The 25,628-nt window shown below is 63.8% G+C and carries 17 protein-coding genes and 1 pseudogene; 13 read left to right on the top strand and 5 right to left on the bottom strand.

What is annotated here, in order from left to right:
• Nucleotides 1–12: 12 nt before the first annotated feature.
• The 4 genes from sdhD to ASD55_RS18815 form a co-directional block, all read right to left on the bottom strand.
• A complete protein-coding gene (gene sdhD, locus ASD55_RS07955; protein WP_056765023.1) occupies nt 13–417 on the bottom strand; it encodes a succinate dehydrogenase, hydrophobic membrane anchor protein in 405 nt (134 codons plus the stop codon).
• Nucleotides 414–806, bottom strand: a complete 393-nt coding sequence (gene sdhC, locus ASD55_RS07950; protein ID WP_056765022.1) for a succinate dehydrogenase, cytochrome b556 subunit — start codon at nt 804–806, stop codon at nt 414–416. The genes sdhD and sdhC overlap by 4 nt, the downstream gene beginning before the upstream one ends.
• A gap of 199 nt (nt 807–1,005) precedes the next feature.
• Nucleotides 1,006–1,881 carry a hypothetical protein gene (locus tag ASD55_RS07945; RefSeq protein ID WP_056765019.1) on the bottom strand — a complete coding sequence of 292 codons (876 nt, stop codon included), beginning with the start codon at nt 1,879–1,881 and terminating at the stop codon, nt 1,006–1,008.
• Nucleotides 1,878–2,096 carry a CopG family transcriptional regulator gene (locus tag ASD55_RS18815; RefSeq protein ID WP_082542694.1) on the bottom strand — a complete coding sequence of 73 codons (219 nt, stop codon included), beginning with the start codon at nt 2,094–2,096 and terminating at the stop codon, nt 1,878–1,880. Before ASD55_RS18815 ends, ASD55_RS07945 begins: the two co-directional genes overlap by 4 nt.
• A 136-nt stretch (nt 2,097–2,232) precedes the next feature.
• On the opposite strand from ASD55_RS18815, the gene hyfB reads away from it, so the two are divergent.
• The 13 genes and pseudogenes from hyfB (at nt 2,233) to ASD55_RS07880 (ending at nt 23,894) form a co-directional block, all read left to right on the top strand.
• On the top strand, nt 2,233–4,245 hold the full coding sequence (hyfB, locus tag ASD55_RS07940; protein WP_056765016.1) for a hydrogenase 4 subunit B: 2,013 nt from the start codon (nt 2,233–2,235) through the stop codon (nt 4,243–4,245).
• The gene (locus ASD55_RS07935) at nt 4,242–5,195 is read left to right on the top strand and encodes an NADH-quinone oxidoreductase subunit H (RefSeq protein WP_056765013.1); all 954 of its coding nucleotides are present in this window, start codon (nt 4,242–4,244) and stop codon (nt 5,193–5,195) included. Before hyfB ends, ASD55_RS07935 begins: the two co-directional genes overlap by 4 nt.
• 3 nt (nt 5,196–5,198) lie before the next feature.
• Nucleotides 5,199–5,864 carry a formate hydrogenlyase gene (locus ASD55_RS07930; protein WP_235577754.1) on the top strand — a complete coding sequence of 222 codons (666 nt, stop codon included), beginning with the start codon at nt 5,199–5,201 and terminating at the stop codon, nt 5,862–5,864.
• Nucleotide 5,865: 1 nt separating this feature from the next.
• A complete protein-coding gene (locus ASD55_RS07925) occupies nt 5,866–7,317 on the top strand; it encodes a hydrogenase 4 subunit F (RefSeq protein WP_056765008.1) in 1,452 nt (483 codons plus the stop codon).
• A complete protein-coding gene (locus tag ASD55_RS07920; RefSeq protein ID WP_056765006.1) occupies nt 7,314–8,867 on the top strand; it encodes an NADH-quinone oxidoreductase subunit C in 1,554 nt (517 codons plus the stop codon). The genes ASD55_RS07925 and ASD55_RS07920 overlap by 4 nt, the downstream gene beginning before the upstream one ends.
• A gap of 6 nt (nt 8,868–8,873) precedes the next feature.
• Nucleotides 8,874–9,383: a formate hydrogenlyase gene (locus ASD55_RS07915; RefSeq protein ID WP_056765004.1), complete on the top strand. Its 510-nt coding sequence runs from the start codon at nt 8,874–8,876 to the stop codon at nt 9,381–9,383.
• A 29-nt stretch (nt 9,384–9,412) separates the two neighbouring features.
• Nucleotides 9,413–11,701, top strand: a complete 2,289-nt coding sequence (locus tag ASD55_RS07910; protein WP_056765001.1) for an NADP-dependent malic enzyme — start codon at nt 9,413–9,415, stop codon at nt 11,699–11,701.
• Nucleotides 11,702–12,197: 496 nt separating this feature from the next.
• Complete coding sequence (folD, locus tag ASD55_RS07905) at nt 12,198–13,064, top strand: bifunctional methylenetetrahydrofolate dehydrogenase/methenyltetrahydrofolate cyclohydrolase FolD (protein WP_056765000.1); 867 nt, start codon at nt 12,198–12,200, stop codon at nt 13,062–13,064.
• 352 nt (nt 13,065–13,416) lie between these two features.
• Complete coding sequence (locus ASD55_RS18015) at nt 13,417–13,770, top strand: YkgJ family cysteine cluster protein (RefSeq protein WP_082542693.1); 354 nt, start codon at nt 13,417–13,419, stop codon at nt 13,768–13,770.
• Between the two features lie 148 nt (nt 13,771–13,918).
• A complete protein-coding gene (locus ASD55_RS07895) occupies nt 13,919–16,984 on the top strand; it encodes a Tn3 family transposase (protein ID WP_056764995.1) in 3,066 nt (1,021 codons plus the stop codon).
• 270 nt (nt 16,985–17,254) lie between these two features.
• Nucleotides 17,255–19,816: pseudogene (locus tag ASD55_RS07890) on the top strand (glycoside hydrolase family 2 protein); the annotation flags it as partial.
• A 177-nt stretch (nt 19,817–19,993) separates the two neighbouring features.
• Nucleotides 19,994–21,433 carry a glycoside hydrolase family 125 protein gene (locus tag ASD55_RS07885; RefSeq protein WP_056764992.1) on the top strand — a complete coding sequence of 480 codons (1,440 nt, stop codon included), beginning with the start codon at nt 19,994–19,996 and terminating at the stop codon, nt 21,431–21,433.
• Between the two features lie 28 nt (nt 21,434–21,461).
• Complete coding sequence (locus tag ASD55_RS07880) at nt 21,462–23,894, top strand: GH92 family glycosyl hydrolase (protein WP_056764989.1); 2,433 nt, start codon at nt 21,462–21,464, stop codon at nt 23,892–23,894.
• Between the two features lie 13 nt (nt 23,895–23,907).
• On the opposite strand, the gene ASD55_RS07875 is transcribed toward ASD55_RS07880, so the two are convergent.
• Nucleotides 23,908–25,479, bottom strand: a complete 1,572-nt coding sequence (locus ASD55_RS07875; protein ID WP_200946112.1) for an SDR family oxidoreductase — start codon at nt 25,477–25,479, stop codon at nt 23,908–23,910.
• Nucleotides 25,480–25,628: the final 149 nt, after the last annotated feature.

Raw genomic sequence — 25,628 nt, 5'->3', positions numbered from 1 at the left:
TCGCCTCGCATCTCAGGGGGTCAGCGCAATACGCAGCACGGCCAGCACGCTGGCCAGCGCGCCGAGCACCGCGAGGAACTTGATCGCCACCAGCAGGACGACTTCCTTCCAGCGGGTGTGCACGTAATCCTCGATCACCACCTGCAGGCCAAGCACGGCATGCCAGAACATGGTGAGCACGAACGCGATCAGCAGCAGCGCGTTCCACGGCTTCGCGACCGCCGCATGCGCCGTGGTGTAGTCGGCATGCAGCAGGCACAGCACGGTGGCGACAAACCACGCGCCGAGCAGCACCAGTGCGGCCGCGGTCACCCGCTGGGTCCACCAGTGGCCCACACCGGACTGCGATGAACCCAGCCCGCGGGCAACCTTCAACGGGTTGCGCCGGTCTTTCACGACGGTGTCCTTCGCGTTCATGCCGCACCCCCGGCCGTCATGACATAAGCCCACACCAGCACGGTGAGCACGATGCTGGCGGCGACCGACAACCAGCTGGAGCGTACGAACTGGGGAATGTCATACCCAAGGCCGGCATCCTGGATCAGATGACGGATGCCGTTGCACAGGTGATAGAACAATGCCCAGCTCCAGCCGACCAGCAGAACCATGCCGACCGAGCTGCCGAGAATGCTCTTGAAGTGGTTGAAGCTGTCTTCGCCGGCGGCCAGATGCAGCAGCCCAGCTACCACCAGCACGCTGCCGACGGCCAAGGCGATGCCGGTGGCGCGATGCACGATGGAAGTCATCATCTGCACCTGCCGCTTGTAGATCTGAAGATGCGGAGAGAGCGGTCGCGTATCTGGCATGGGGCTATCCTCACGTGGAATCGCTGATGTCCGTGGCGTCCGTGCCTCTAGTCGTTACTCTCGATCGGCGACGAACGCCGGGGGCTGTTTAGAAGCCGATGCCGCGTGCGTTCTTTTGCCAGCCGTCATCGGTTGTCGGAATGGATGCATGGTTGGATCCGGAGAGTAATAAAGATGTCGGACATCCTGGTTGTCACGCTTAGCGGCGCTTGCGCGATTCCAGGCAGGTAGGGGGATTCACCAGCTTGGAGGCTACGGCGTCAAAGATGGGATTGGCCTGCTTGGGTGCTTCCAGGTAACGGCTGATCGCCGCGGCGGCTAGGTTGGCGATTTCCAATGGCAGTGGTAGAGCGGGCTCGGACCAGAATCGCAACTTGAGATTGTTGAGGCTGGAATCGTCGTCAAGACGGTCGCGAGCTTCCTTGAAAGCCTCCGTCAGGTTTTCGCCCTGCGTTCCCTTGCGGGAATGCGCGATCAAGACGCCGCGTGCACTTTCATGAGCGTCCTTTAAAAACGCCTCATACGCTGCGAGGCATCCGGAAAGGGATCGCCGATACAGGACCAGGTCCGACACCACGCCTTTTTCGCGATCGGGTTCCACGACCGTAGCGACAAGGCGCGCCGGCAGTCGCGCGATCAACGTCGCTAACGTGCTTTCTTCAGCACCCGCGTCACGGCTGAAGGGGAGGCTCAACTGGGGGGCCACGCCTTGCACCCAGGAGCGGGCCACAGGTACCGCCCCCGACGAGAACATGTCCGTACGCACCGCGACCAGCGCCGCACAGCTGCGCGTAAGGCGGGGCCATGCGTCGGGAAGCGTCGGCCAGCACAGAACCTGTACGAACGCCGTCGCGGCGGTGGCCTTGTGGTGAGCGGCATGCTCGCCGAGGAAGGCGATCTGATCCGGTTTCAGGGTGGAATTCGCTGAAATGGCCGCACTGCTCGACGCAAGGGGTCTTTTTGCCGTGCGCTTTGCTGCGATGGATCCGGGACGGTCGGTCGCGCCGACGGCCGCGATGCCCGGCTTCGTTCGCTGTTCCTCGCCTGTGTCCACGACCCTATCGAGTGAGGTCATGAGCTTTCGCCTCCAAAGGGTTCTCTTCTTTTTTTTACATGATGTTCGCCAGGCCGCCATGGGTGCCCCGATCTCTGCCCGATGTAGTTCCGAAGCAGTCGGCGCACCACCTGCGAGGGTGTGGCGTCCTCCTCGGCGCAAAGACGCTCGAAGATCGCCTTCTTTCGTGGATCGATCAGGATGGTCAATCGCGCGGTGCGACTTTCTAGTGACATTTGAGTTCCATCAGTCTTACACTAAAGATGTTTCCAATAGTAGCTCCATTATCATGAACAGCACAGCCCTCCGCGTTTCGTCACCGGCCTGTACCCCGATGCTCGTGGTGGCGAGTGAGACGATGGAGAGCCGGGGGTGAATCCGTTTTTCGCTCTTTCGCACGTGCCGGTCCTGCTCGGCCTGGTGTCTGCCTGGCTGGTGCTGGGCCTCGCCGGATTGGTGCGCTCACATCGCATCGGCTGGGTGGCCTACACGTTGTTTCCGCTCGGCGCGCTTGTCGCCCTGGGTATCGCCGCCGTGGGTTTTTCCGCACTCACGGACGGCTTCGTGGTGGAGCAGGTGGTCCTTCCGCTCGGATTGCCGGACTTGCCGTTCCATGTTCGGCTCGATGCGCTCTCCGGCTTTTTCCTGCTGCTGCTCGGCAGCGTCGGCGCCGGCATTTCGGTGTTCGCGGCCGGTTATTTCCGTGCGGGCGAAGGTACCTCGCCAGGCCTGCTATGCCTGCAATACCACACGTTTCTGGCCAGCATGGCGATGGTCATCCTCGCTGACGACGCCTATCTGTTCATGGTGGCCTGGGAGACGATGGCGCTCAGCTCGTATTTCCTGGTGACCACGCAGCACCGCATCCCGGAGATCCAGCGCGCCGGCTTTCTGTACCTGTTGATGGCGCACGTGGGAGCGCTGGCGCTGCTGCTGTGTTTCGGCGTGTTGCACGGTGGCAGCTGGCTGATGACGTTCGATGCGATGCGCGGCGCCACGCTCTCCCCGGTGTGGGCCGGTGTGGCCTTCGGGCTGGCGTTGTTCGGTTTCGGTGCCAAGGCGGGGCTGGTGCCCCTGCATGTGTGGTTGCCCGAAGCTCATCCGGCCGCCCCATCGCCGGTGTCCGCCATGATGAGTGGCCTGATGCTGAAGGTGGCGATCTACGGCCTGCTGCGCGTCAGTTTCGATCTGCTCCATACCGGTCCGTGGTGGTGGGGCATGCTGACGCTAGCGTTGGGGCTGGGTACCGCCCTGTTCGGCGCCGTGTTTGCTGCTGTGCAGACCGACATGAAGCGGTTGCTGGCTTATTCCTCCATCGAGAACATCGGCCTGATCGTCGCGGCCATCGGTTTGGCCCTGTTGGGCTACGCATTCAACATGCGTTTGCTGGCGGCGCTGGCGCTGACGGCGGCGTTGCTGCATGCCTTCAATCATGCGCTGTTCAAGAGCCTGCTCTTTCTGGCCACCGGATCCGTGCTCCACGCTACCCACGAACGCAGCCTGGGCAAATTGGGCGGCCTGATCCGCCGGATGCCCTGGGTCGCCACCCTGGCCTTGATCGGCACCCTAGCACTTGCCGGTTTGCCGCCACTCAACGGTTTCGTGTCCGAATGGCTGCTGCTGCAGGCGTTTTTGTCGACGCCCTCCATGCCGCATGCGTTCGTCAACATGATCGTGCCATTGGGGGCCGCGCTGGTGGCATTGACCGCCGCGCTGGCCGGCTACGTGATGGTCAAGTTCTATGGCGTGATCTTTCTGGGCCAGCCGCGCGAACCGTCATTGATGCAGGCTCACGATGCCGGCTGGCTCGAACGTGTGGGACTGGGCTGGCTGGCCTTGGGCTGCATCCTCATCGGCGTCTTCCCGCAAGTCGCGCTGGATGCCGTCGCTGCCGTGACACGGGCGTTAGTCGGCACCGTGATCCAGCGCGGACCGGCGCCCTGGTGGATCGCCCCGGTGGCGCGGGCGCAGGCTTCCTACAGTGGCCTGTGGCTGCTGCTGGGCATGGCCGGCGTGATCGCAGTGATGTTCGTGCTGGTACGGCGGCTGTATCACGGTCGTGTGCGCCGCATGCCGCCGTGGAATTGCGGCTACCCCGCGCTGACCCCGCGCATGCAGGACACCGCCGAAGGGTTTGGTCAGCCGATCCGGCACATGTTCGGGCCGTTCTTTCGCATCGAGCGCGAACTGCCCTCGCCGGATGACCGAGCTCCCCGTTACCGTATCCAGATCGACGACCGATGCTGGCATGGGCTTTATCTACCGCTCGCCCGTGCCGTCGGCTGGCTGGCCGATGCGCTCTCCGTGCTGCAGCGTGGCCGTCTGGCCATCTATTTGTTGTACAGCTTCCTTACCTTGATTGTGTTGCTGGTGTTTGTCCTATGAACGCGCTCGCGCTCGTCAGCCAGTTGGGTGGCGTGGTACTTGCGGTTGCGCTGGCACCCGTATTGGCGGGCTGGGTCGCGCAGTGTCGGGCCTGGTTGCAGAATCGGTCGGCACCACCCCTGCTGCAGCCCTACCGCAGCTTGCGCAAGCTGTTCCGAAAAGATGCGGCACTGGCCACGTACGCCTCGCCCTTGTTCCGCGCCACGCCCTACATCGTGTTCGGCACCATGGCCATGGCGGCCGCGATCATTCCCTCGGTGACCACGGATCTGCCGATGGCGCGTGTGGCCGATGCGATCGCATTAGTCGGCTTGTTTGCGACGGCACGCGTGTTCATGGCGCTGGCAGCGATGGATATCGGTACGGTGTTCGGCAGCATGGGCGCGCGGCGCGAGATGATGATCGGCTTTCTCGCCGAGCCGGCATTGCTGATGGTGCTTTTCAACGCCTTTCTGATGTTCGGCAGCACGGCGCTGCCGACGGTGGTGGAAGGTACCTTGAACGCCGATGGGCTGGCGCTGCACCCGAGTCTGGCCTTCGCCGGGGTGGCTTTCGTGATGGTGTTGCTGGCGGAGAACGCCCGCATCCCGATCGACAATCCGGCGACGCATCTCGAAGTGACGATGATCCACGAGGCGATGCTGCTCGAATATTCGGCGCGCCACCTGGCACTCATGGAATGGGCGTCCTGGCTGAAGCTGTTCAATTACGCCTGCATCGGTTTCGCGTTGTTTGTGCCGTGGGGCATCGCGCTGCAAGCGAACGGGCCGCTGGCGTTGCTGTTCGCCGTGGCATGGCTGGTGATCAAGCTGGTCATCGCCGGCGCCGTGCTGGCGTTGATCGAGACGGTTTCGGCCAAATTGCGCATCTTCCGCGCACCCGAGTTCCTGAGCATGGCATTCCTGCTCGCCGTGCTGGGACTGCTCGTCCACCTGCTGCTGCAATCCTGAATCATGCCTACACTGACCCTCGCCACCCAGCTGTTGCACGTCCTCGCCGCCGGCCTGCTGATGATTTCGTTCGCCATGCTCGCGCAACGGCGTACGCGGCGGCTGATCATTCTGCTGGCCTGGCAGGGCGCCGTGCTGACCGCGTCCACGCTGTTAGCGGCCACGACCGCGCATTTGCCACACCTGTACTACTCTGCCGCACTGACCCTGGTCGAAAAAGTCTGCCTGATGCCGTGGATCCTGATGCGGCTCATGCGCCGCCTGGGTATCGAGGGCGACAGCGATCCGCTGGTGAACATCCCGACCCTGATGCTGGTGGGGCTGGGCCTGGTGATCTTCGCGTTCGGGCTGGCCCAGCCGATCAGTTCGCTGGCCACCACGGTGACCCGGCAGACCCTGGGCATCGCCATGGCGGTCATCCTGCTGGCCTTCCTGATGATGATTGCCCGGCACAAGGCGGTCACCCAGGTGATCGGTTTCCTGGCGATGGAAAACGGCTTGTTCTTCGCCGCCACCAGCACGACCTACGGCATGCCGATGGTGATCGAACTGGGCATCGCGCTGGATCTGCTGGTCGGCGTATTCATTTTCGGCATCTTCTTCTTCCAGATCCGCGAGCAGTTCGACAGCCTCGATCTGCATCAGCTCGAAGCACTCAAGGAGGACTGACGTGGAGCTCGTGCTGGTACTGGCTATCCCGGTGGTGGGCGCGATCCTGCTCGCGCTCGTTGGCGCGCAGCAGCGTGCGGCCGAACTCAATGTTGCCATCAGCTTCGCCACGCTGATTGCCGCCGGCGCCCTGGTCCTGCGGATCATTGGCGAGGGGCCGATGACGGTGGCCCACGAGCAGTTCTTCGTTGACCCGTTCAATGTGTTCCTGATCGCGTTGACCGCGCTGGTCGGCTTCACCACGGCGGTGTTCTCACGACCCTACATGCGCATCGAGGAAGATCACGGCCGCCTCAACGCGCGCCGCCTGCGGCTGTATCACAGCATGTACCAGCTGTTCATGACTGCGATGCTGGTGGCGTTGTCGACCAACAACATGGGACTGCTGTGGGTGGCGATGGAAGCGGCGACGCTGTCGACAGTGCTGCTGGTGTCGCTGTACCGCACCCGCGCCAGCATCGAGGCGGCTTGGAAGTACTTCATCCTGTGCGGCGTCGGTATCGCGCTAGCGTTGTTCGGCACGATCCTGCTGTATTTCGCGGCGGAGCGGCTGCTCGGTAGCGAGGGCATGAGTGCGCTGCTGTGGACGCATCTCAATGCCGTGAAAGGGCAGCTCGATCCCACCGTGATCGGACTGGCTTTTGTGTTTCTGCTGGTTGGCTACGGCACCAAGGTGGGCCTCGCCCCCTTGCACAACTGGCTGCCCGATGCCCACGCCGAGGGTCCGACGCCGGTCTCGGCAGTCCTGTCGGGGCTGCTGCTTAACGTGGCGATGTACGCGGTGGTTCGCTGCAAGATCCTCGCCGTCGGCGCGATGCACTCTGAACTTCCCGGGCGCATGTTGATGGGCTTTGGTCTGTTCTCGACGCTGCTGGCCGCGTTCTTCCTGTGGCGGCAACGCGACATCAAGCGCCTGTTCGGCTACTCCTCGATCGAGCACATGGGCATCATCACCTTCGCGTTCGGCATGGGTGGCCCGCTGGCGAACTTCGCCGCACTGCTGCACATGACGGTGCACTCGTTGACCAAGTCGGCGATCTTTTTCGCCGCCGGTCACGCATCGCAGATCGCGGGCACGCAGCGTATCGACGGCATCCGTGGCTTGCTGGTGGTCAGTCCCACTGTGGGCTGGGGGCTGATGCTGGGATCGCTGGCGATCCTCGGCATGCCGCCGTTCGGCGTCTTCACCAGCGAATACCTGATACTGACCACGGCGATGCGCGATCATCCCTGGGCCACGCCGATCCTGCTGACCGCCCTGGGCGTGGCGTTTGCCGCGATCTTCGGCAAAGTGCAGCCGATGGTGTTCGGTGAGACCGACGCGCGGCCCTTGCCGCATTCGCCCGCACTGGTGCCGGTGTTCGTCCATTTGTCGATCGTGCTGATGCTCGGCGTGTACATGCCGCCAGCCCTCGCCGAATGGTATCGCCTGGCCGCACGGTTGATTGGATGAATCATATGTGGCCTGACTTCCTTGATACTGCCTGCATGCCCCTGCCGTCCAACGCGGCGGTCTACCGTGTGGAAGCCGACGCCCACCACTGGACGTGGGCGGCCGATGCGCTACGCGAAGCGGGCGCGAGTTTGTTGGCGCTCTGGGGTAGCGATGATCGGGATCGTGACGAATGCCTGCGCGTGCGCGCGGCCTACTTGTTGCCCGATCGCGTTGTCCTGATCGAACATGCGATGCCTGCCGAACGCGGGGTCTATCCCTCGCTGACGTCACGTTTCCCGGTGGCCGACCGCCTGCAGCGTGCGATCCATGACCTGCTCGGCATCCGGGCCGAAGGCGGTGACACGCGCCCATGGTTGCGTCATGGCGGCTGGCCGGAGGGCGTGTTTCCGCTGCGCCGCGATGTCGGTTCGGCGCAAACCTATCCGGGCGTCAGTGCGCCCTATCCGTTCGTGCCGGTCATCGGCGAAGGCGTGCATGAGGTGGCGGTGGGCCCCGTGCATGCCGGGACCATCGAGCCGGGACGCTTCCATGTTTCCGTCGTGGGCGAAAAAGTGCTGCGCCTGGAAGAACGCCTGGGCTATACCCATAAGGGGGTCGCCAAGCGTTTTGAAAGCTTTATGCAACGCGACGGCCATCGCCTGGCGGCACGGCTCAGCGGGGATTCGACAGTAGCCTTTGGCTGGGCTTATTGCGCGGCGCTCGAGTCCATCACGGCCTCGGTTCCGTCGCCGCGTGCCGCCGTCTTGCGCGCCTTGGCGCTCGAACGCGAGCGCATCGCCAATCATCTGGGCGATCTCGGCGGCATCGGCAACGACGCTGGCTTTGCCTTCGGACTGACGCAGTTCTCGACCCTGAAAGAGCAGTTGCTCCGCCATAACGCAGAGGTGTTCGGCCAGCGCTATCTGTTCGACTTTGTGGTGCCCGGCGGGGTGGCCTGCGATCTGCCGGTGCGGGCGATGCCGACCCTGCTCGACGAAGTCGCGATGCTCGAATGCGCCGTGCATGAACTGCGTTCCATCTACGCCAACCACGAAGGTCTGCAGGATCGTTTTCTCGGTGCCGGCCGGCTGACGCCCGTTCAGGCCCGGACGCTGGGAGCCGTCGGCCTGGCCGCACGCGCGTCCGGCATCGCTCGCGATCTTCGCGTCGACCAGCCATGGGCACCCTACGACAACCTGGCCCCCGTGCTGGCGACACGCGCGGAAGGCGATGTGGCGGCACGCGTGCAGGTGCGCTTTGACGAAACGCTGGAGTCGCTGCGGTTGTGCCGACACCTGCTGGACACGTTGCCGCATGGCGACCTCTGCGCAGAAGTTCCGATGGCGCCGGCCGGCCAGCTGGGAGTCGGTCTGATCGAAGGATGGCGCGGCCCGGTGATGGTGGCGTTGGAGACCGGTCCGGACGGCCGTATCCGGCGATGCCATCCGCATGACCCCTCGTGGCAGAACTGGCCGCTGATCGAGGTCGCGCTGCTGGGCAACATCGTTCCCGACTTCCCCCTCATCAACAAGTCATTCAATCTCTCCTACAGCGGACACGACGGGTAAGCGAGCATGTTCGATATCCTTTCACGCATCCGTCGTGTTGGCGGCTTGAGCGAACCTCTGCCGGCGCAGGACGCGGACACTGGACTGACCGCGATCCAGCGCGAGTTGCACGACGTGTTCGGGCGTGCCTTGTGCATACGCCATGTTGACGCCGGCTCCTGCAATGGCTGCGAGCTCGAAATCCACGCGCTGAGCAATCCGTACTACAACCTCGAAGGCGCGGGCATCCGATTTGTCGCCAGCCCCCGGCACGCCGATCTGTTGCTGGTCACCGGGCCGGTGTCGGTCAACATGGAAGAAGCGCTCAAGCAAACCTATGAAGCGATGCCCGAGCCCAAGTGGGTGCTGGCCGTGGGGGACTGCGGCGCGTGCGGCGGGATATTCGGCGCCAACTACGCCACGCGCGGCCCGATCAGCGACGTGATCCCCGTTCATGCCGTGGTCAATGGTTGCCCGCCCAGCCCGCTGGCCATTCTGCGAGGACTCCTGCACATCACCCGACATCTCCCTTCCTAACGTCTCTCTACTCACAGGACTCGGCCACCATGTCCGATATGCTTAAACAGGCGGCGCTTGCGTATCACCGGTGTGCCCCGGCCGGCAAGATTTCCGTGACGTCGACCAAACCCATGTTGACCCAGCGCGATCTTGCGCTGGCGTATTCCCCCGGCGTGGCAGCGGCCTGCGAAGCGATCGTGGCCGATCCTCGCGAAGTCTCGACGCTGACGGCGCGAGGCAACCTGGTCGCGGTGATCACCAATGGCACGGCCGTGCTCGGTCTGGGTGACATCGGCCCGCTGGCCGGCAAGCCCGTCATGGAAGGCAAGGGCGTGCTGTTCCAGAAGTTCGCCGGCATCGATGTCTTCGACATTGAACTGGACGAGCGTGACCCGGACAAGCTGGTCGACATCATCGCGGCGATGGAGCCCACGTTCGGCGGCATCAACCTCGAAGACATCAAGGCACCGGAGTGCTTCGTCGTCGAGCGCAAGCTGCGCGAGCGGATGAAGATTCCGGTGTTTCACGATGACCAACATGGCACCTCGATCATCGTCGGTGCCGCCGTGCTCAACGCGCTGGAGGTTGTCGGCAAGCGGATCGAGGAGGCCAAGCTCGCCACCTCGGGTGTGGGAGCGGCCGGTGTTGCGTGCCTGGATATGCTCGTGGCACTGGGCCTGAAACCCGAGAATATCCTGGCGGTGGACCGTGATGGGGTGCTTTACACCGGCCGCCCCCATCTGGATGCCGACAAGGCCCGCTACGCTCGCGCCACGACCAAACGCTCGCTGGCGGACATCGTCGAGGGTGCCGATATCTTCCTTGGCCTGTCGGCGGGTGGCATTCTGACGCCCACCATGGTTGCGACGATGGCCGATTCGCCGATCATCTTCGCGTTGGCCAATCCCACCCCGGAGATCCTGCCGGAAGAAGCAAAAAAAGTCCGCCCGGACTGCATCCTCGCAACGGGGCGTTCGGACTATCCGAACCAGGTCAACAACGTGCTGTGCTTTCCCTACATTTTCCGTGGAGCACTGGACGTCGGTGCCACCGGCATCAACGAGGCGATGAAACTGGCCTGTGTGCGGGCGATCGCGGCGCTGGCGCGGATGGAGGCGTCCGACCTTGGCGGCGCCTACGGCAGTGAGGTGCTTTCGTTCGGCGCTGATTACCTCATCCCACGCCCGTTCGATCCGCGTCTGCTGGTGATGTTGGCGCCGGCCGTAGCACAAGCAGCCATGGACTCCGGTATCGCCACGCGTCCGATCACGGACATGGACACCTATCGCGAGAAACTCGGCCAGTTCATCTACCGCACCAGTCTGCTGATGAAGCCGGTTTACGAGTGCGCCCGCAGCGACCGCAAGCGCATGGTGTACGCCGAGGGGGAGGAAGAAACCGTTTTGCGTGCCGTGCAGACGGTGATCGACGAGGGCCTCGCGCTTCCCATCCTGATCGGTCGGCCGGATGTGATCGAGGCGCGGATCCAGCGGCTCGGCCTGCGCATGCGCGTAGGTGTGGATGTCGAGTTGACCAACATCCACGACGATCCGCGCTTCCACGATTATTGGCAGCACTACCACGCGCTGACCGAACGTCGCGGCGTGACCCAGCCGGCGGCGAAGAACCTGCTACGCTCGCGTCCCACGCTGATCGCCGCGCTGATGGTGGAACGAGGTGAAGCCGATGCCATGATCTGTGGCATCGTCGGGCGATTCCACAAGAAGCTGGGTTACCTGCGAAGCGTGTTTGGACTCGACCCCGGTGTACCTTGTACGTCGGCCATGACCGGCGTGATCAACGACAAAGGTGCTTGGTTCTTCGTCGACACCCATGTGCAGGTCGATCCCTCGGCCGAACAGATCGCTGAAGCCACGGTGCTAGCGAGCGAGCGGCTCAGGCTATTCGGTGTCGAACCCAAAGTGGCACTCCTGTCGCATTCCAACTACGGCAGCCACGACAATCCCAGTGCCGCGAAGATGCGTCAGGTCTGGCAGATCCTGAAGCGTCGGGCGCCGGAGCTGGAAATGGACGGCGAAATGCAGGCCGATACCGCGTGGGACGAAGCCTTGCGCCAACGCATGTTCCCTCACACGACGCTGAGCGGACGCGCCAACTTGTTCGTACTGCCCAGTCTGGATGCGGCCAACATCGCCTATAACATGGCGCGGGTGATGACCGACGGTGTAGCGATTGGGCCGATCCTGATGGGGCTGAACAAGCCGGCGCACATTCTCACTCCCCATGCCACGGTGCGTGACGTAGTCAACATGACCGCAATCGCCTGTATCGAAGGGTTGCTGCGCGCTCCCAGACAGGCGCACGGTGCACAGTAACTTAGGACACAGGAGCAGAGACGGATGACGGTCTGGACAGTGTTAACGGTACTCATTGACGGCGCGGCAGCGGCAGCATTCTTGTTCCTTGGTTCCACGGGACGACACCGGATGCTGATGTTCGCGGGACTCATGCTTATCGTGGCCATGGTCGTTTTGTTGGGCGCCACGCTATGGCATAGCGACATCCTGGTGTCGGGAAGTTTCCTCTTGGGTTTAGCCGCATGCATGGTTGGCTTCTTCGCCATAGCAACTCGGACGAAGCCGGGTAACCGGCGTCGATGAGTCGCTGGCACCAGGGTGAGTGGCAGCGGCTCCTCTCAATGTTGTACGACTTGAAAGACGACGTTCCGAAGCGCGGCTTCGATCAAACGCATCATGCCCGTGGCTTCTCCTGCCATCCCTTGATCCCCCCATTGTGGACCATGTCTGTGCGACCGCTCATGATCAACCCGCGCTCACCGCTGCACCGGCGTGAAGACATGCCGGCATCTTCATGAGCGCACGTCTTCTTGATGGTAAACGCATCGCACAAGAACTTCTTGATCGTGTGGCCATGCGGGTCAGTCAACGTGTTGCCGACGGACTCAGCGTGCCTGGGCTGGCGGTGGTGTTGGTGGGTGAGGATGCGGCCTCGTCCGTCTACGTGCGCACCAAACGCAAGGCGTGCCATCAGGTCGGGTTTCAATCGTTTGACTACGACCTGCCGGCTACTACCACCCAGGCGGAGTTGATGGCCCTGATCACGCAGTTGAATGCCGACCCGGCCGTGCACGGCATCCTGGTGCAGTCGCCACTGCCGACGCATATCGACGAAGATGCATTGGTCGATAGCATTGATCCGAACAAGGACGTGGATGGTTTCCAGGCCGTCAATGTGGGACGCCTCGCACTGCGTCGCTTTGGCTTGCGCCCGTGCACCCCCCAAGGCGTGATGATTTTGCTGGCACACACCGATCGGCCGGTGCGTGGTGAGCATGCGGTGGTGGTAGGGGCTTCCAATCATGTAGGTCGTCCGCTGGTGCTGGAGCTGATGATCGCCGGCTGTACGACCACGTGCTGCCATAGGTTCACTCGCGATCTGGAAAGTTACGTGCGGCAAGCCGACATCCTGATTGTCGCCGTAGGTAAGCCAGGGCTTGTCAAGGGTGAATGGATCAAACCCGGAGCTGTGGTGATCGACATAGGTATCAACCGCCTTGATGACGGGCGACTGGTGGGCGACATCGACTTTGCATCCGCAAGAGAGCGGGCCAGCTGGATCACCCCCGTTCCCGGCGGCGTTGGCCCGATGACAGTGGCCACGTTGATTAAAAACACGTTGGAAGCCGCCGAAAAGGGCTCCATTCTTGAGGAGACATGACGATGCTGTGGTGGGAATGGGTACCCGTGATCGTGGATGGTGCGGCGGCCACCGCGTTTGTACTCCTGGGCAGGGCATCACGGCGCCGATCATTGATCGGTGTGGGTGGTGTGTTACTTGTCGCCGCCGGACTGATGGTTAGCGCGATCGTCCTGTCGAGGGAGGACCTGGCGTATGGGAGCTATGCCCTTGGCTGGCCCACCTGTCTGGTCGGCTTATTTCTCCTTAGCCACCCACCCCGCCGCTAAGCCCATGGCTTCTTTTATCTGTTCGACGTGGAAGCGTGCCCGATCCCATCGTGGTCAAACCCCGATGGGAACCCGTATCTCGGAGATCTTGGAGTCCTGTAGTTGTGCACGTCAATGACCGAAAGATTGCTGAACTGCGCGAGCGCATTCCGACCTTCACCTGCGTGGTCGGCTGCCATGATTGTTGTGGACCGGTGACGGCATCCGCAGAAGAAGTCGCCAGGTTGCCTATGAAAACCGACACGGAACACGCCGCGGCGTTAGCCGAGTGGAGTTGTCCCTATTTGGGCAAGCACGGATGTGAGGTTTACAGCGAACGCCCGCTGATCTGCCGCTTATTCGGCACCACGCCACGCTTGCCGTGCCCGAATGGAAAGCGGCCGGTGTACATGATCGATAAGAGGATCGAGGATGAGATTCACCGGTTTCATACGCAGACGAGGCAAGTGCTGTTGTAGCGCGGTCTGCCACAGCGTGAGCAAGAGCGGCTGCCAGAAATGTTCTGCCTAATCCTTTGACAGATCCTCGAATATCAACGATGCGTTCTATTTGTACACGTATCTCGGCTAGACCCACGTGCGAATATTCGCCAGGAGGAGGCGCCCGATGACGAATCGTGTGCGGCGCCTGGCCATACTCACCACCGAAGAAATCGACGAGCTGTATGGACCACCCGCATGGACGGATGCCGATCGCGCGCTCTATCTGGACGTGAGCGAAGCGGAACAATCCTTGGTGCAGTCCCGCACGGCTTCGGCCACGCTCTATACCCGCTTGATGCTGGGCTATTTCAAGGCCAAGCGTCAGTTCGTCGACCCGCTCCCACCGTCCTCTCATCCCGACGTGCGTTTTCTGTTGGAACGCCATTTCTCGGCGCGCGTACGCGATACGCTGTCACCACCATCCAAACCGGCCCGCTTGGCCATCGAGCAGCGCATCCTGCAGGCGTTCGGTTTTCGACGATGTGACAAGTCGATTCGTGACGCCTTAAGTACCCGAATGCAGCGGCTTGCTCGCCACTCCACGCAACCACGCTACCTTCTGCGCGAAGCGCTTGATCATCTGGAACGAGAGCGCGTTGTTCTGCCGGCATATACCACGCTGCAGGATCTCATCGGCCACGCGGTCACCACCGAACGTATGCGGCTCACCCAGCAGCTCGATGCCGCACTCACCCCGGCTATCCGCACCCACCTCGACAGTCTCTTGCAAACCGATGCATCGGTGCTGGATCTTCGCACCCTACGGCACGAACCCAATGACTTCAGTCTCAAGGCGCTGAAGGCAGAGCTTGATCGGCGCCGCTTCTTCGAGCCCCTGCATGCGTTTGCCGAGCAGTTCCTGTCGACCACTCAAGTGTCAAAGGAAAGCGGCAAATACTTTGCCTCACTGGTGATGTATTACACCGTCTACAAGTTACAGCGCATGGAGCCGGCGACGGCCCGGCTGTATCTCCTGTGTTTTGCCTACCAACGATTCCGCCGGATCAACGATCACCTGATCGAAGCCTTCATGGCCAAGGTAGACAGCTATGAGCAGGCCGCCAAGCAGGCGAGCGAAGAGGCCATGCAGCGAGCACTTCAGGAGGCGAGCGAACATCTGCAGGCGGCGGGCCAGGTGCTGCAGATGTTCGTGGACGATCGCATGGCAGACGACGCCACCTTTGCGCAGGTGAAAGCGAAAGCCTTCACCTATCTCAAGCCCGAGCAGTTTTCGCTGGTCGCCGACTACATGCGCAATATTGCTTTCGACAAGCTGGGCTTTCAGTGGGCGTACTACACCTCGCTTTCGATGACTTTCAAACGCAACCTGCGTCAGTTGTTCACCGACCTGACGTTCGAGGGGCGGGTCGAACATGCGCCGCTCATGTCGGCCGTCGCGTTTCTGCAGGATCACCTGCGGCAAGGGCGCTCGCCGCGGCAGATCCCGCCCGAGTCGTTTCCGACCGAACTGATTCCCAAGCGCCTGCGTCGTTACCTGTATCCGAGCGTCCAAGGCAAAGCCAAGACCTTGGACATCGATCGCTACGAATTCCTGGTCTATCGCCTGCTATGCGAGGCCCTGGAAGGGGGCAACCTCTTCGTTCGAGACAGCCATGAATTTCGACAGTTTGAGGATGACCTGATCAGCGACGAGCGATGGCGCGACAAGGAAGCCGTGTTGCGCGAGGTGGATCTGCCGCTTCTCAGCGCCTCCATCGAAGCCACGTTGGCACAGTTGCATGCCGACAACGAAGCCATGTTTGCCGAGGTCAACGCGCGTATCGCCGCTGGCGACAATGCCCATATCTCGATACGTGGCAAGGGAGATAAACGCCGCTGGACACTGGCGTATCCGGCCGCCGAAGAGTCACTCAATCACCCGTTCTTCGCTGCAATGCCCGGTATCGGTATTGCCGACCTGCTGTGGTATGTGGCTCGGGAAACGGGTTTTCTGGCAACCTTCACTCATGTGTTGGAACGATACGTCAAGCAGGCACCCGATCCCCGCGAGATCCTCGCTTGCATCGTCGCCCTGGGAACCAACATGGGGCTGCGCAAGATGGCCGAGGTGTCCGGGCTCAACTATGCCTCGCTGCTGAACACCACGCGCAGCTTTTTGCGGCAGGAGACGCTCCATGCCACCAACGATGCCATCAGCAATGCCACGGCGCGGCTCTCTGCGTTCCCACTGTTCCACATCCGCGACGAGGTGCATTCCAGTAGCGACGGGCAACGCATGGAAACCCAGATCGACACGATCAATGCACGACACTCTCCGAAGTATTTCGGACTGCATAAGGGCGTCAGTGCCTATACCGTGGTGGCCAACCATATTCCGATCAATGGCAAGGTGATTGGTACCCATGAACACGAAAGTCACTACGTCTTCGATCTGCTCTACAACAATACGTCCGAGATCAAGCCGGATCGGCATTCGACCGACACCCATGGCACCAACCAGGTCAATTTTTGGGTGCTCCACACGTTCGGCTACTGCTTCGCGCCACGGTACCGCGACCTGCATAAGAAGATGGATTCGTTAGTCGGCGCCCGCAATCCCAGTCATTACGGGGACGTCCTCATCCGACCCGCCCGCAAATGCAAGGACGAGTTGATCATCAACGAATGGCCCAACATTCAGCGCATCATGGCCTCGCTGGCCCAGAAGGATGTGACTCAGGCCACCATCATTCGGAAGCTGAGTAGCTACAAACGCCAGAATGAAACCAAGAAGGCCCTTTGGGAGTTGGATAACCTCATCCGAACCCGCTACATCCTGAGCTATATCGACGATGCCGGTCTGCGCCAGAGCGTGCAGAAGGCACTGAATCGCGGCGAGGCCTATCATCGTTTCCGCCGTGCCATTGCCTACGTCAACGGTGGCAAGTTCCGCGTCCAGACCGAGGCCGAGCAGCAGATTTGGAACGATTGCTCTCGCCTCATTGCCAACGCGATCATCCACTACAACACCGCGCTGCTCTCGCGTGTTTATGACCAGAAGCAGACGGCAGGGGACGAGGGCGCCATCGCCATGTTAAAGGGTGTGTCGCCGGCGGCCTGGCAGAACGTCAATCTCTTCGGATCCTTTGAATTCACGCCCACTGAGCTACTGGTCGATTTGGACGTGATGGCGTCCTACCTGGTGGACTGGACGAATCGTGATGGGTCTGCCGATGCCAGCGAAATGTGACTTATTGCAGTTGATCCTAAGCCCATGTAGGAAAAGATATTTATCGTGAGCCTTTACCATATCGGGCGTTGGGTAGTTTTAGCCAAGTCGCGATTTACCGGGAGCGCGATCGCGTATACCTTCACCGGGCGCCGCCGTGGCGGATCACCAGCGACGCCGCTGTTCATCGCCAGAGGCCTGCGCATGACGAAACAGAGGACGCGACCGGGCAGGGATGTCCCGCCAACCACGGCGTTCCCGAGACGATGCGCGTGTGTAGCCGTTCTGATCGTGTCGCTGTGGGCCGGCGGCGCGGCCGCGGCAACGCAGACGCTCGCCAGCGGCTGGCGCTTCCGCCTCGATCCGCATTCGCCCGCCGCGCAGACCCACCCGGAAGCGGCGGGCTGGCGCGCTGCCCATGTGCCGGGCAGCGTGCAGACCGACCTGCTGGCGGCGGGAGTGATCGTCGATCCGTTCCAGCGCGACAACGAGGCGGCGTTGCAGTGGATCGGCCTGGCCGACTGGCAATACCAGTTGCCACTGGCGATCGATGCGGCGACCTTGCGACATGGCCATGTCGATCTGGTCTTCGACGGCCTGGACACGTTCGCCGACGTCTCGCTCAACGGCCAGCCGCTGCTGGCCGCGGACAACATGTTCCGGCGCTGGCGCGTGCCGGTGAAGAACGTGCTGCACGCGGGCAGCAATACGCTGCAGGTCACGCTGCATTCGCCAATCGCCCGGTTGCAGCCCTGGCTGCTGAAGCAGCCCCACGCCTTGCCGGGCGAATTCGATTCCGCGTTCGGCGATGAGCCGAAGGGCAGGCAGACGGCCAACTACGTGCGCAAGGCGAACTACCAGTATGGCTGGGACTGGGGCCCGCGCTACGTCACCGAGGGCATCTGGCAGCCGGTGCATCTGGAAACCTGGGACGAACTGCGGCTGGCGGATTTCCACATCGCCCAGCAGCACGTCGACGCGCAGGCCGCGCAATTGCTGGCGCAGTTCGATCTTCGTGCCGACCATGCCGGCAAGGCCGAGCTGCGGGTGGCGTGGACGGCGCCGGACGGCAGCCAGCGCAGCACGACCCTGGGGACCTCGCTGACTGCCGGCGACAACCATGTCGAGCTGCCGCTGCGCATCGAACACCCGCAGCGCTGGTGGCCGGTCGGCTACGGCAAGCCGAACCTGTATCGCTTCCATGCCGAAGTGGTGGTGGCCGGCAAGGTCATCGCCGGCGCCGAGCGCGATACCGGGCTGCGCAGCGTGGAGCTGCGGCGGCAGCGCGATCGCTGGGGCCGCAGCTTCGCTTTCGTGATCAATGGCGTGCCGGTCTTCGCCAAGGGCGCCAACCTGATCCCGCTGGACAGCTTCCCCGAACGCGTCACCGCGGCGCGCCTGCAACAGATCCTGCAGTCCGCCCGCGACGCCAACATGAACATGCTGCGCGTGTGGGGCGGTGGCTATTACCAGAGCGATGCGTTCTATGCGCTGGCCGACCGGCTCGGCCTGATGATCTGGCAGGACTTCATGTTCGGCGGCGCGATCCCGCCGTACGACGAGGCGTTCCGCGAGAACACCCGGATCGAGGCGACCGAACAGGTCATCCGCCTGCGCGATCACCCGAGCATCGTGCTGTGGTGCGGCAACAACGAGGTGCAGACGGGTTGGGAGTCCTGGCCCGACCGCAAGAAGTTCGCCGAGTCCATCGGACCGGCCGAACGGGCACGCGTCGAGCGCGGCATGCGCACCCTGTTCGGCGAAACCCTGCGCGACGTGGTGCAGCGCCATGCGCCGGACGTGCCGTACTGGGCCAGCTCGCCGAGCACGGATTTCGACGGGCCGGCCAACGTGCCGAACGACGGCGACATGCACGTGTGGGATGTCTGGGCCGGCTCCGCCCCGATCGAGGACTACCTGAAGACCACGCCGCGCTTCCAGTCCGAGTACGGCCTGCAATCGTTCCCGGCGATGGCCACCCTGCGCAGCTTCGCCGCACCGTCCGACCTGTCGCCGGAGTCGCCGATGATGCGCGCGCACCAGAAATTCGACGGCGGCAACGGCAACCGGCGCCTGCTGTACTACATCCGCAAGTATTACGGCGAGCCGAAGGATTTCGCGTCCTTCGTCTACCTCAGCCAGGTGATGCAAGCCGAGGGCATCGAGCTGGCCGCCGACCACCTGCGCAGCGCGCGCCCGCAAAGCATGGGTTCGCTGTACTGGCAGCTCAACGACGTGTGGCCCGGCGCCTCGTGGTCCAGCGTCGACTATTTCGGACGCTGGAAGGCGCTGCAGTTCCACGCCCGCCGTTTCTACGCGCCGTTGCGGGTGGCGCCGATCCGTCGCGGCGGACGTACCGAGGTGTTCCTGGTGTCCGACCGCACCGCGCCGCTGGACGCCCAGCTGCGCCTGCGCGTGATGGACATGGATGGGCAACTGCTGCACGAGCGCCTCGACCAGGTGCATGTGCCCGCGCTGGCCAGTACCCGCGTCGCCGAGTTGGCCGATGCGGCGCTGCTGCAAGGTGCCGATCCGCATCGCAGCTTCGCCGTGTTCGAGCTGATCGTGCAGGGCAGGGCGGTGTCGCGACATCTGCTGTATTTCGATCGCGCGTCGACCTTGCAATTGCCGACCCCGGAGTTGCAGGCGGAACTCCGCGACAGCGGCCATGGCGTGGTATTGAAGCTGCACGCGAAACATCTGGCGCGCGCCGTATGGATCGACTTCGGCGAACTGGATGCCAGGGTATCGGACAACGCCCTCGACCTGCTGCCCGGCGAAAGCATCGAACTGCAGGTCAGCAGCCCGGCCGATCTCGCCTCGTTGCAAGCGGCGTTGCAGGTGCGCTCACTGGTCGATGCCACGGTCGGGCAAAGCGTGGCCCGCGACGGGGGCTGCAGCGTTTCTCCAGGGAAATGCGTTAATCCCGCGCAAGCCGGGATTCGTGTAAGGCTTGCGAAACCGCAACCTGGACTTCCACCTTCGCGGGAATGACGGGCAAGCGGGTCATTCGAGGGCCTTCATCGAATCATGAATACATCTCGCCGTTCACTGTTGAAGTTGATGGCCGGCGCTGCCAGTGGCGCCATGCTCGGCGGCATCCCGCTGGTACACGCCGCATCGCGCTTTCCCAGCCATCGCCCGCCCCCGGGCAAGCGCAAGTTCACCAGCGCAGCCGTCGAAGCGCTGATCGCCCGCACGCGGGCGAAGATCGGCGATCCCGAACTCGCCTGGCTGTTCGAGAACTGCTACCCGAACACGCTGGACACCACGGTGCAGCTGGGCAGCCTGGGCGGCAAGCCGGATACCTTCATCGTCACCGGCGACATCGATGCGATGTGGCTGCGCGATTCCTCGGCGCAGGTGTGGCCGTACGTGTCGCTGGCTGCGCACGACGAAGCGCTGCGCCGGCTGTTCCGCGGCCTGATCCATCGCCACGCGCGGTGCATCTCGATCGACCCGTATGCCAATGCCTTCCTGCCCGATCCGCAGGCGAAGACGCCACTGTCGTGGGCGCAGCACGACCTCACCGACATGCGCCCGGGCGTGGCCGAGCGCAAATGGGAGATCGATTCGCTGTGCTATCCGATCCGCCTGGCGCATGCGTACTGGCAGGCTACCGGCGATCGCCAGCCGTTCGACGACGACTGGCGCACCGCGATGCATGCAGTGCTGGCGACGTTCCGCCAACAGCAGCGCAAGCACGGCCCCGGTCCGTACCATTTCCAGCGGCCATCGGCCAACCCGACCGATACCCAGTTCCTCGGCGGCTACGGCAATCCGACCCGTGCGGTCGGGCTGATCCATGCGATGTTCCGGCCATCGGACGACGCCTGCGTGTATCCGCTGTTCATCCCCGGCAACCTGTTCGCGGTGAGTTCGCTGCGCCAACTGGCGCAGCTGTCCATCGCGCTGCACGACGACCGCGCCTTTGCCGGCGAATGCACCGCGCTGGCCGATGAGGTGGAACAGGCGCTGCAGAAGTTCGGCGTGATGCGCGATGGGCAAGGCAACGAGATCTGGGCGTACGAAGTCGACGGCTACGGCAACCAGCTGTTCATGGACGATGCCAATGCACCGGGGCTGTCGAGCCTGGCCTACCTCGGCTGCTGCCCCGCCGACGACGCGCGCTACCGGCGCAGTCGCGCACTGGCCTGGAGCCCGCGCAATCCGTATTTTTTCCAGGGCCGCGCGGCGCAGGGCATCGGTGGCCCGCACGAGGGCTTGCGCATGATCTGGCCGATGTCGATCATCATGCGGGGCCTGAGCAGCGACGACGACGGCGAGATCCGCCAGTGCCTGCGCTGGCTGAAAACCACCCACGCCGGCACCGGCTTCATGCACGAGGCCTTCGATCAGGATGATCCGGCACATTTCACCCGCGCGTGGTTCGCCTGGGCCAACACCCTGTTCGGCGAACTGATCGTGCAAGTGGCGGCGCAGCGACCGGAGCTGCTGCGGCACGCATGACCCCCGAACACGCAACGGAGAACGCAGCATGGTGACACGCAGACGTTTCCTGCAGGGCGCAGCCGCCCTGGGCCTGCTCGGCAGCCGGCTCGAACCGCTGGCGGCATTCGCGGCACCGCGCAACGGCCAGGCGATGTCGCCCGCGCCCGAGCCCGACGGTTTCGCCCGCCACGTGAATGTCTTCATCGGCACCGGCGGCCACGGCCACGTCTATCCTGGTGCCACCTTGCCGTTCGGCATGGTGCAGCTGAGCCCGGACACCAACGACGCCGGCTGGGATGCCTGCTCGGGCTACCACCAGGGCGATGGTTCGATCATGGGTTTCTCGCACACGCACCTGAGCGGCACCGGCGCCAGCGACATGCTCGACGTGCTGGTGATGCCGGCACAGGGACCGGCGCTGCTGCAACCGGGCGGGCGTGGATTGCCGGACCTGAACTACCGTTCGCGCCACGACGGCGCCGATGTCGGCGAGCGGATTTCGCCCGATGCGATGGCGCAGCCCGGCCCGGGCTACCGCTCGACGTACGATCAGGAACAGGCGCAGCCGGGCTACTACCGGGTGCACCTGAAGAACCACGACATCCTCGCCGAGCTCACGGCGACCTTGCGCACCGGACTGCATCGCTACACCTTCCACGGCGACGGCAGCGGCCACCTGCTGGTCGATCTCGCGCACGGCTACCACGACGATGCCGCGGTACCGAGCAAGGTCAGCGATGCGCGGCTGAAGCTGGTCGGCAACGACACCCTAGTCGGCGAGCGCCGCGTGCATCAATGGGCCGGCGGCCGGCACATCTATTTCGCGATGAAGCTGTCGCGCCCGATCACGCAGGCCACGTTGTACAACGAAGATGCGGCCCTGCCGGCCGGCGCCGGCGAAACGCAGGGCCGGCACCTGAAGGCGGCGCTGCACTTCGACAACGTCGCCAGCGCGCCGCTGCTGGTCAAGGTCGGCATCTCCGGCGTCGACGTGGCCGGCGCGCTGCGCAATCTCGATGCGGAAGTGCCCGGCTGGGACTTCGAACAGGTCCGCAGGACGGCGGCCGCAACGTGGGAGCGCGAGCTGGGCCGCATCCGCATCGACACGGTGTCCGAAGACACGCGCAGCATCTTCTACACCTCGCTGTACCACACCATGCTGGCGCCGACCCTGTTCAGCGACGTCGATGGCCGCTACCGGGGCATGGACCTGGCCGTGCACCAGCTGCCGCCGGGCGCGAACAACTACAGCACCTATTCGCTGTGGGACACCTACCGGGCGCAGCATCCGCTGCTGACGCTGTACCAGCCCGATCGCGTGCCCGACCTGGTCAACGGCCTGGTGCGGATGGCCGGCGAAAGCCCTGATGGCCCGCCGGTGTGGCCGCTGCAGGGCGTGGAAACCGGTTGCATGATCGGCTACCACTCCGCCGCGGTGGTGGCCGAGGCGCATGCGAAAGGCTTCACCGGCATCGACTACGCCGCGGCCTGGCCGCTGTTTCGCCGGCGGGCGATGGACGACGACTACCGCGGCCTGCCGTACTACCGCAAGCTCGGCTACATCCCCAGCGACAAGGAAGGCGAGGCGGTCAGCAAGACGCTCGAATACGCCTACGATGACTGGGCCGTGGCCAGGCTGGCCGATGCCGCCGGCGCGCATGACGAAGCTGCCCGGCTGCGCGAACGCTCGCGCAACTACCGGCACGTGTTCGACCGCCAGTCGGGTTTCGTGCGGCCACGCGCGAAGGATGGCCACTGGCTGGAACCGTTCGATCCGCGCGGCATGGGCCACTCGAGGAAATGGCGCGACTTCACCGAATCGAACGCATGGCAGGCGACCTTCCTCAACCAGCACGACCTGTACGAATACATGAAACTGTTCGGCGGCGAGCAGGCGTTCGAGCGCAAGCTGGATGAACTGTTCAACACCAGTTCGGCGCTGCCGGCCGATGCGCCGCCGGACATCGCCGGCATGGTCGGCCAGTACGCCCACGGCAATGAACCCAGCCATCACGTGGCCTACCTGTACGCGTACACCGGTGCGCACCACAAGACCCAGGCACGCGTGCGCAAGCTGCTCGAAAGCATGTACGAGGCGCAGCCCGACGGCCTCGCCGGCAACGAGGACTGCGGCCAGACCAGCGCCTGGTACGTGCTCGGCGCGCTGGGTCTGTACGCGGTCGATCCGGTCAGCGCCAACTACGTGTTCGGCAGCCCGCTGGTCGATCGCGCGGAGATCGAGCTGGCCGACCGGCGCAGGCTGATGGTGCTGGCGCCGGGCAACGGACCGGACAGTCCGTACATCCAGTCGGTCAGTTGGAACGGCCAGCCATGGAGCCGCAGTTGGATCAGCCACGCCGAGCTGGCCGCCGGCGGCACGCTGGAATTCAGGATGGGCAGTACGCCGAACCCGGAATTCGGCGCGTCGCCGGCGGACCGGCCGCCGTCATTCGGCGAGGCCGCCGGCAGGAAGGCCTGACGACGGCGAGGGCTCACCAGTCCGTGGGGCGGTAATCCTTGAGGAACTGCCCCCACACGTGCTCGCCGGTGTTGATGCCGTGGATGATCGGATCGACGATGCGGGCGGCGCCGTCGACGATGTCCAGCGGTGGATGGAAGCGTTCCTCCGCCACCTTCCTCGCGGCCAGCTCGGCCGGGTCCTCGTCGGTCACCCAGCCGGTGTCCACGCTGTTCATGTGGATGCCGTCGTTGTGGTAATCCGTCGCCGAGGTGCGCGTCATCATGTTGAGCGCGGCCTTGGCCATGTTGGTGTGCGGGTGCCGGGTGGTCTTGAAGTTGCGGTAGAACTGGCCTTCCATCGCCGACACGTTGACGATGTGCTTGTCGCGATCGGCCGTGCGCAGCATCAGCGGCTTCAATCGCGCGTTGATGATGAACGGGGCGATCGCGTTCACCAGCTGCACCTCCAGCAACTCCACCGACGGCACCTCGGCCATCAGCAGGCGCCATGAATTGCGCTGGCGCAGGTCGACCTGCTGCAGGTCCTGGTCGAGCCGGCCTTCGGGGAACAGGTGACTCTGCGCCAGCAGTTCCTCCGGCAGCAGCGCCACCTGCGACAGCTCGGCGGCGCGGGTCAGGCCGGGAACGGAGGAATCGTGCCGGGCCGGCGCATCGCCTTGCGGCAGGATGTTCGAGCTGCGCAAACCCTCGTAGTGGCCGACCAACTGGCGCACATGCTCGGGCATGTCGTGCAGCGCGGCGGTCTCGCCTTCCATCATGTGGGCGTAGAAGTCCGGTGGTCGGCGCACGGTCTGGCAGGCGTTGTTGATGATGAAGTCCAGCCGCGGGCGGGTGGCCACCAGTTCCTGGCAGAACGCTTCCACGCTGGGCGTGTGGCGCAGGTCCAGGCCGTAGACCTGCAGCCGGTGACCCCATTCGGCGAAGTCCGGTTCGGCCGCGTAGCGCGCCGCCGAGTCGCGCGGGAAGCGCGTGGTGACGATCAGCTCGGCGCCGGCGCGCAGAAGTTTCAGGCCAGCCTGGTAGCCGATCTTCACCCGGCCACCGGTGAGCAGGGCCACGCGTCCGCTGAGGTCGGCCAGTTCGTCTCGCTTGGCGTAGTTGAACGCGGCGCAGTCGGGGCACATCTGGTCGTAGAAGAAGTGCAGGGTGGAATACTTCTTCTTGCAGACGTAGCAGTGCCGGGGTTCGATGGCTTCGCGCGGCTGCGCGGCATCGGCTTGCGGCGGGATGTCGTGTGGCTCGAATCCCTGGGGCGGGAACAGGTTGGCCGTGGTGAACACGGGGCGGCGGCGCAGCGTGCGGATGCCGGTCTGGTTGAGTACCGATTCCTCCGCTTCGACCTTGCTGGCGTAACGGGCCTTTTCAGCCGCCTTCAGCTTGATCCGGCGCGCCGCCGGGTCGGGGTGATAGACCTGCGCCACGGCCTGGTGCAGGCGCTGGCGATCGTCGGCCGGCAGCCGGTCCAGCAGCTCGCGGTCCGCCGCCACCGACTCCAGCAGTTCAGCCGCGGCGCGCAGACGCTCCAGCAGGCAGGCATCGGCGTCTTCGGGCGGGGAGGCGGGGGGCATGTTCAAGGCGGTCATTCGTCGTCGGTCATCGGCAGGAAGGGGCGGACACCCGGGATGGCATGCCGCAACCGCCTATTTTGCCTGTTTTTCCGCGCCAACCGGGAAAATCCGGCCGGCCGCGGCGCGCGATGCCCCTGAACCGCCCCGCACGGGCTTCCAGCGAT

Source organism: Rhodanobacter sp. Root561 (assembly GCF_001427365.1).
Taxonomy (GTDB): Bacteria; Pseudomonadota; Gammaproteobacteria; order Xanthomonadales; family Rhodanobacteraceae; genus Rhodanobacter.
Note: the sequence above shows the minus strand (reverse complement) of the source record. Positions and strands in the feature narration are given on the sequence as shown.

What these genes read in the sequence shown, in the direction of transcription:
- ASD55_RS07935 (WP_056765013.1), top strand. Translation starts at nt 4,242, where the DNA reads ATGAACGCGCTCGCGCTCGTCAGCCAGTTGGGTGGCGTGGTACTTGCG.
- ASD55_RS07930 (WP_235577754.1), top strand. Translation starts at nt 5,199, where the DNA reads ATGCCTACACTGACCCTCGCCACCCAGCTGTTGCACGTCCTCGCCGCC.
- folD (WP_056765000.1), top strand. Translation starts at nt 12,198, where the DNA reads ATGAGCGCACGTCTTCTTGATGGTAAACGCATCGCACAAGAACTTCTT.
- ASD55_RS07880 (WP_056764989.1), top strand. Translation starts at nt 21,462, where the DNA reads ATGGTGACACGCAGACGTTTCCTGCAGGGCGCAGCCGCCCTGGGCCTG.
- ASD55_RS07915 (WP_056765004.1), top strand. Translation starts at nt 8,874, where the DNA reads ATGTTCGATATCCTTTCACGCATCCGTCGTGTTGGCGGCTTGAGCGAA.
- sdhD (WP_056765023.1), bottom strand. Translation starts at nt 417, where the DNA reads ATGAACGCGAAGGACACCGTCGTGAAAGACCGGCGCAACCCGTTGAAG.
- ASD55_RS18815 (WP_082542694.1), bottom strand. Translation starts at nt 2,096, where the DNA reads ATGTCACTAGAAAGTCGCACCGCGCGATTGACCATCCTGATCGATCCA.
- sdhC (WP_056765022.1), bottom strand. Translation starts at nt 806, where the DNA reads ATGCCAGATACGCGACCGCTCTCTCCGCATCTTCAGATCTACAAGCGG.
- ASD55_RS07885 (WP_056764992.1), top strand. Translation starts at nt 19,994, where the DNA reads ATGAATACATCTCGCCGTTCACTGTTGAAGTTGATGGCCGGCGCTGCC.
- ASD55_RS07895 (WP_056764995.1), top strand. Translation starts at nt 13,919, where the DNA reads ATGACGAATCGTGTGCGGCGCCTGGCCATACTCACCACCGAAGAAATC.
- ASD55_RS07945 (WP_056765019.1), bottom strand. Translation starts at nt 1,881, where the DNA reads ATGACCTCACTCGATAGGGTCGTGGACACAGGCGAGGAACAGCGAACG.
- ASD55_RS07920 (WP_056765006.1), top strand. Translation starts at nt 7,314, where the DNA reads ATGAATCATATGTGGCCTGACTTCCTTGATACTGCCTGCATGCCCCTG.
- ASD55_RS07910 (WP_056765001.1), top strand. Translation starts at nt 9,413, where the DNA reads ATGTCCGATATGCTTAAACAGGCGGCGCTTGCGTATCACCGGTGTGCC.
- ASD55_RS07875 (WP_200946112.1), bottom strand. Translation starts at nt 25,479, where the DNA reads ATGACCGCCTTGAACATGCCCCCCGCCTCCCCGCCCGAAGACGCCGAT.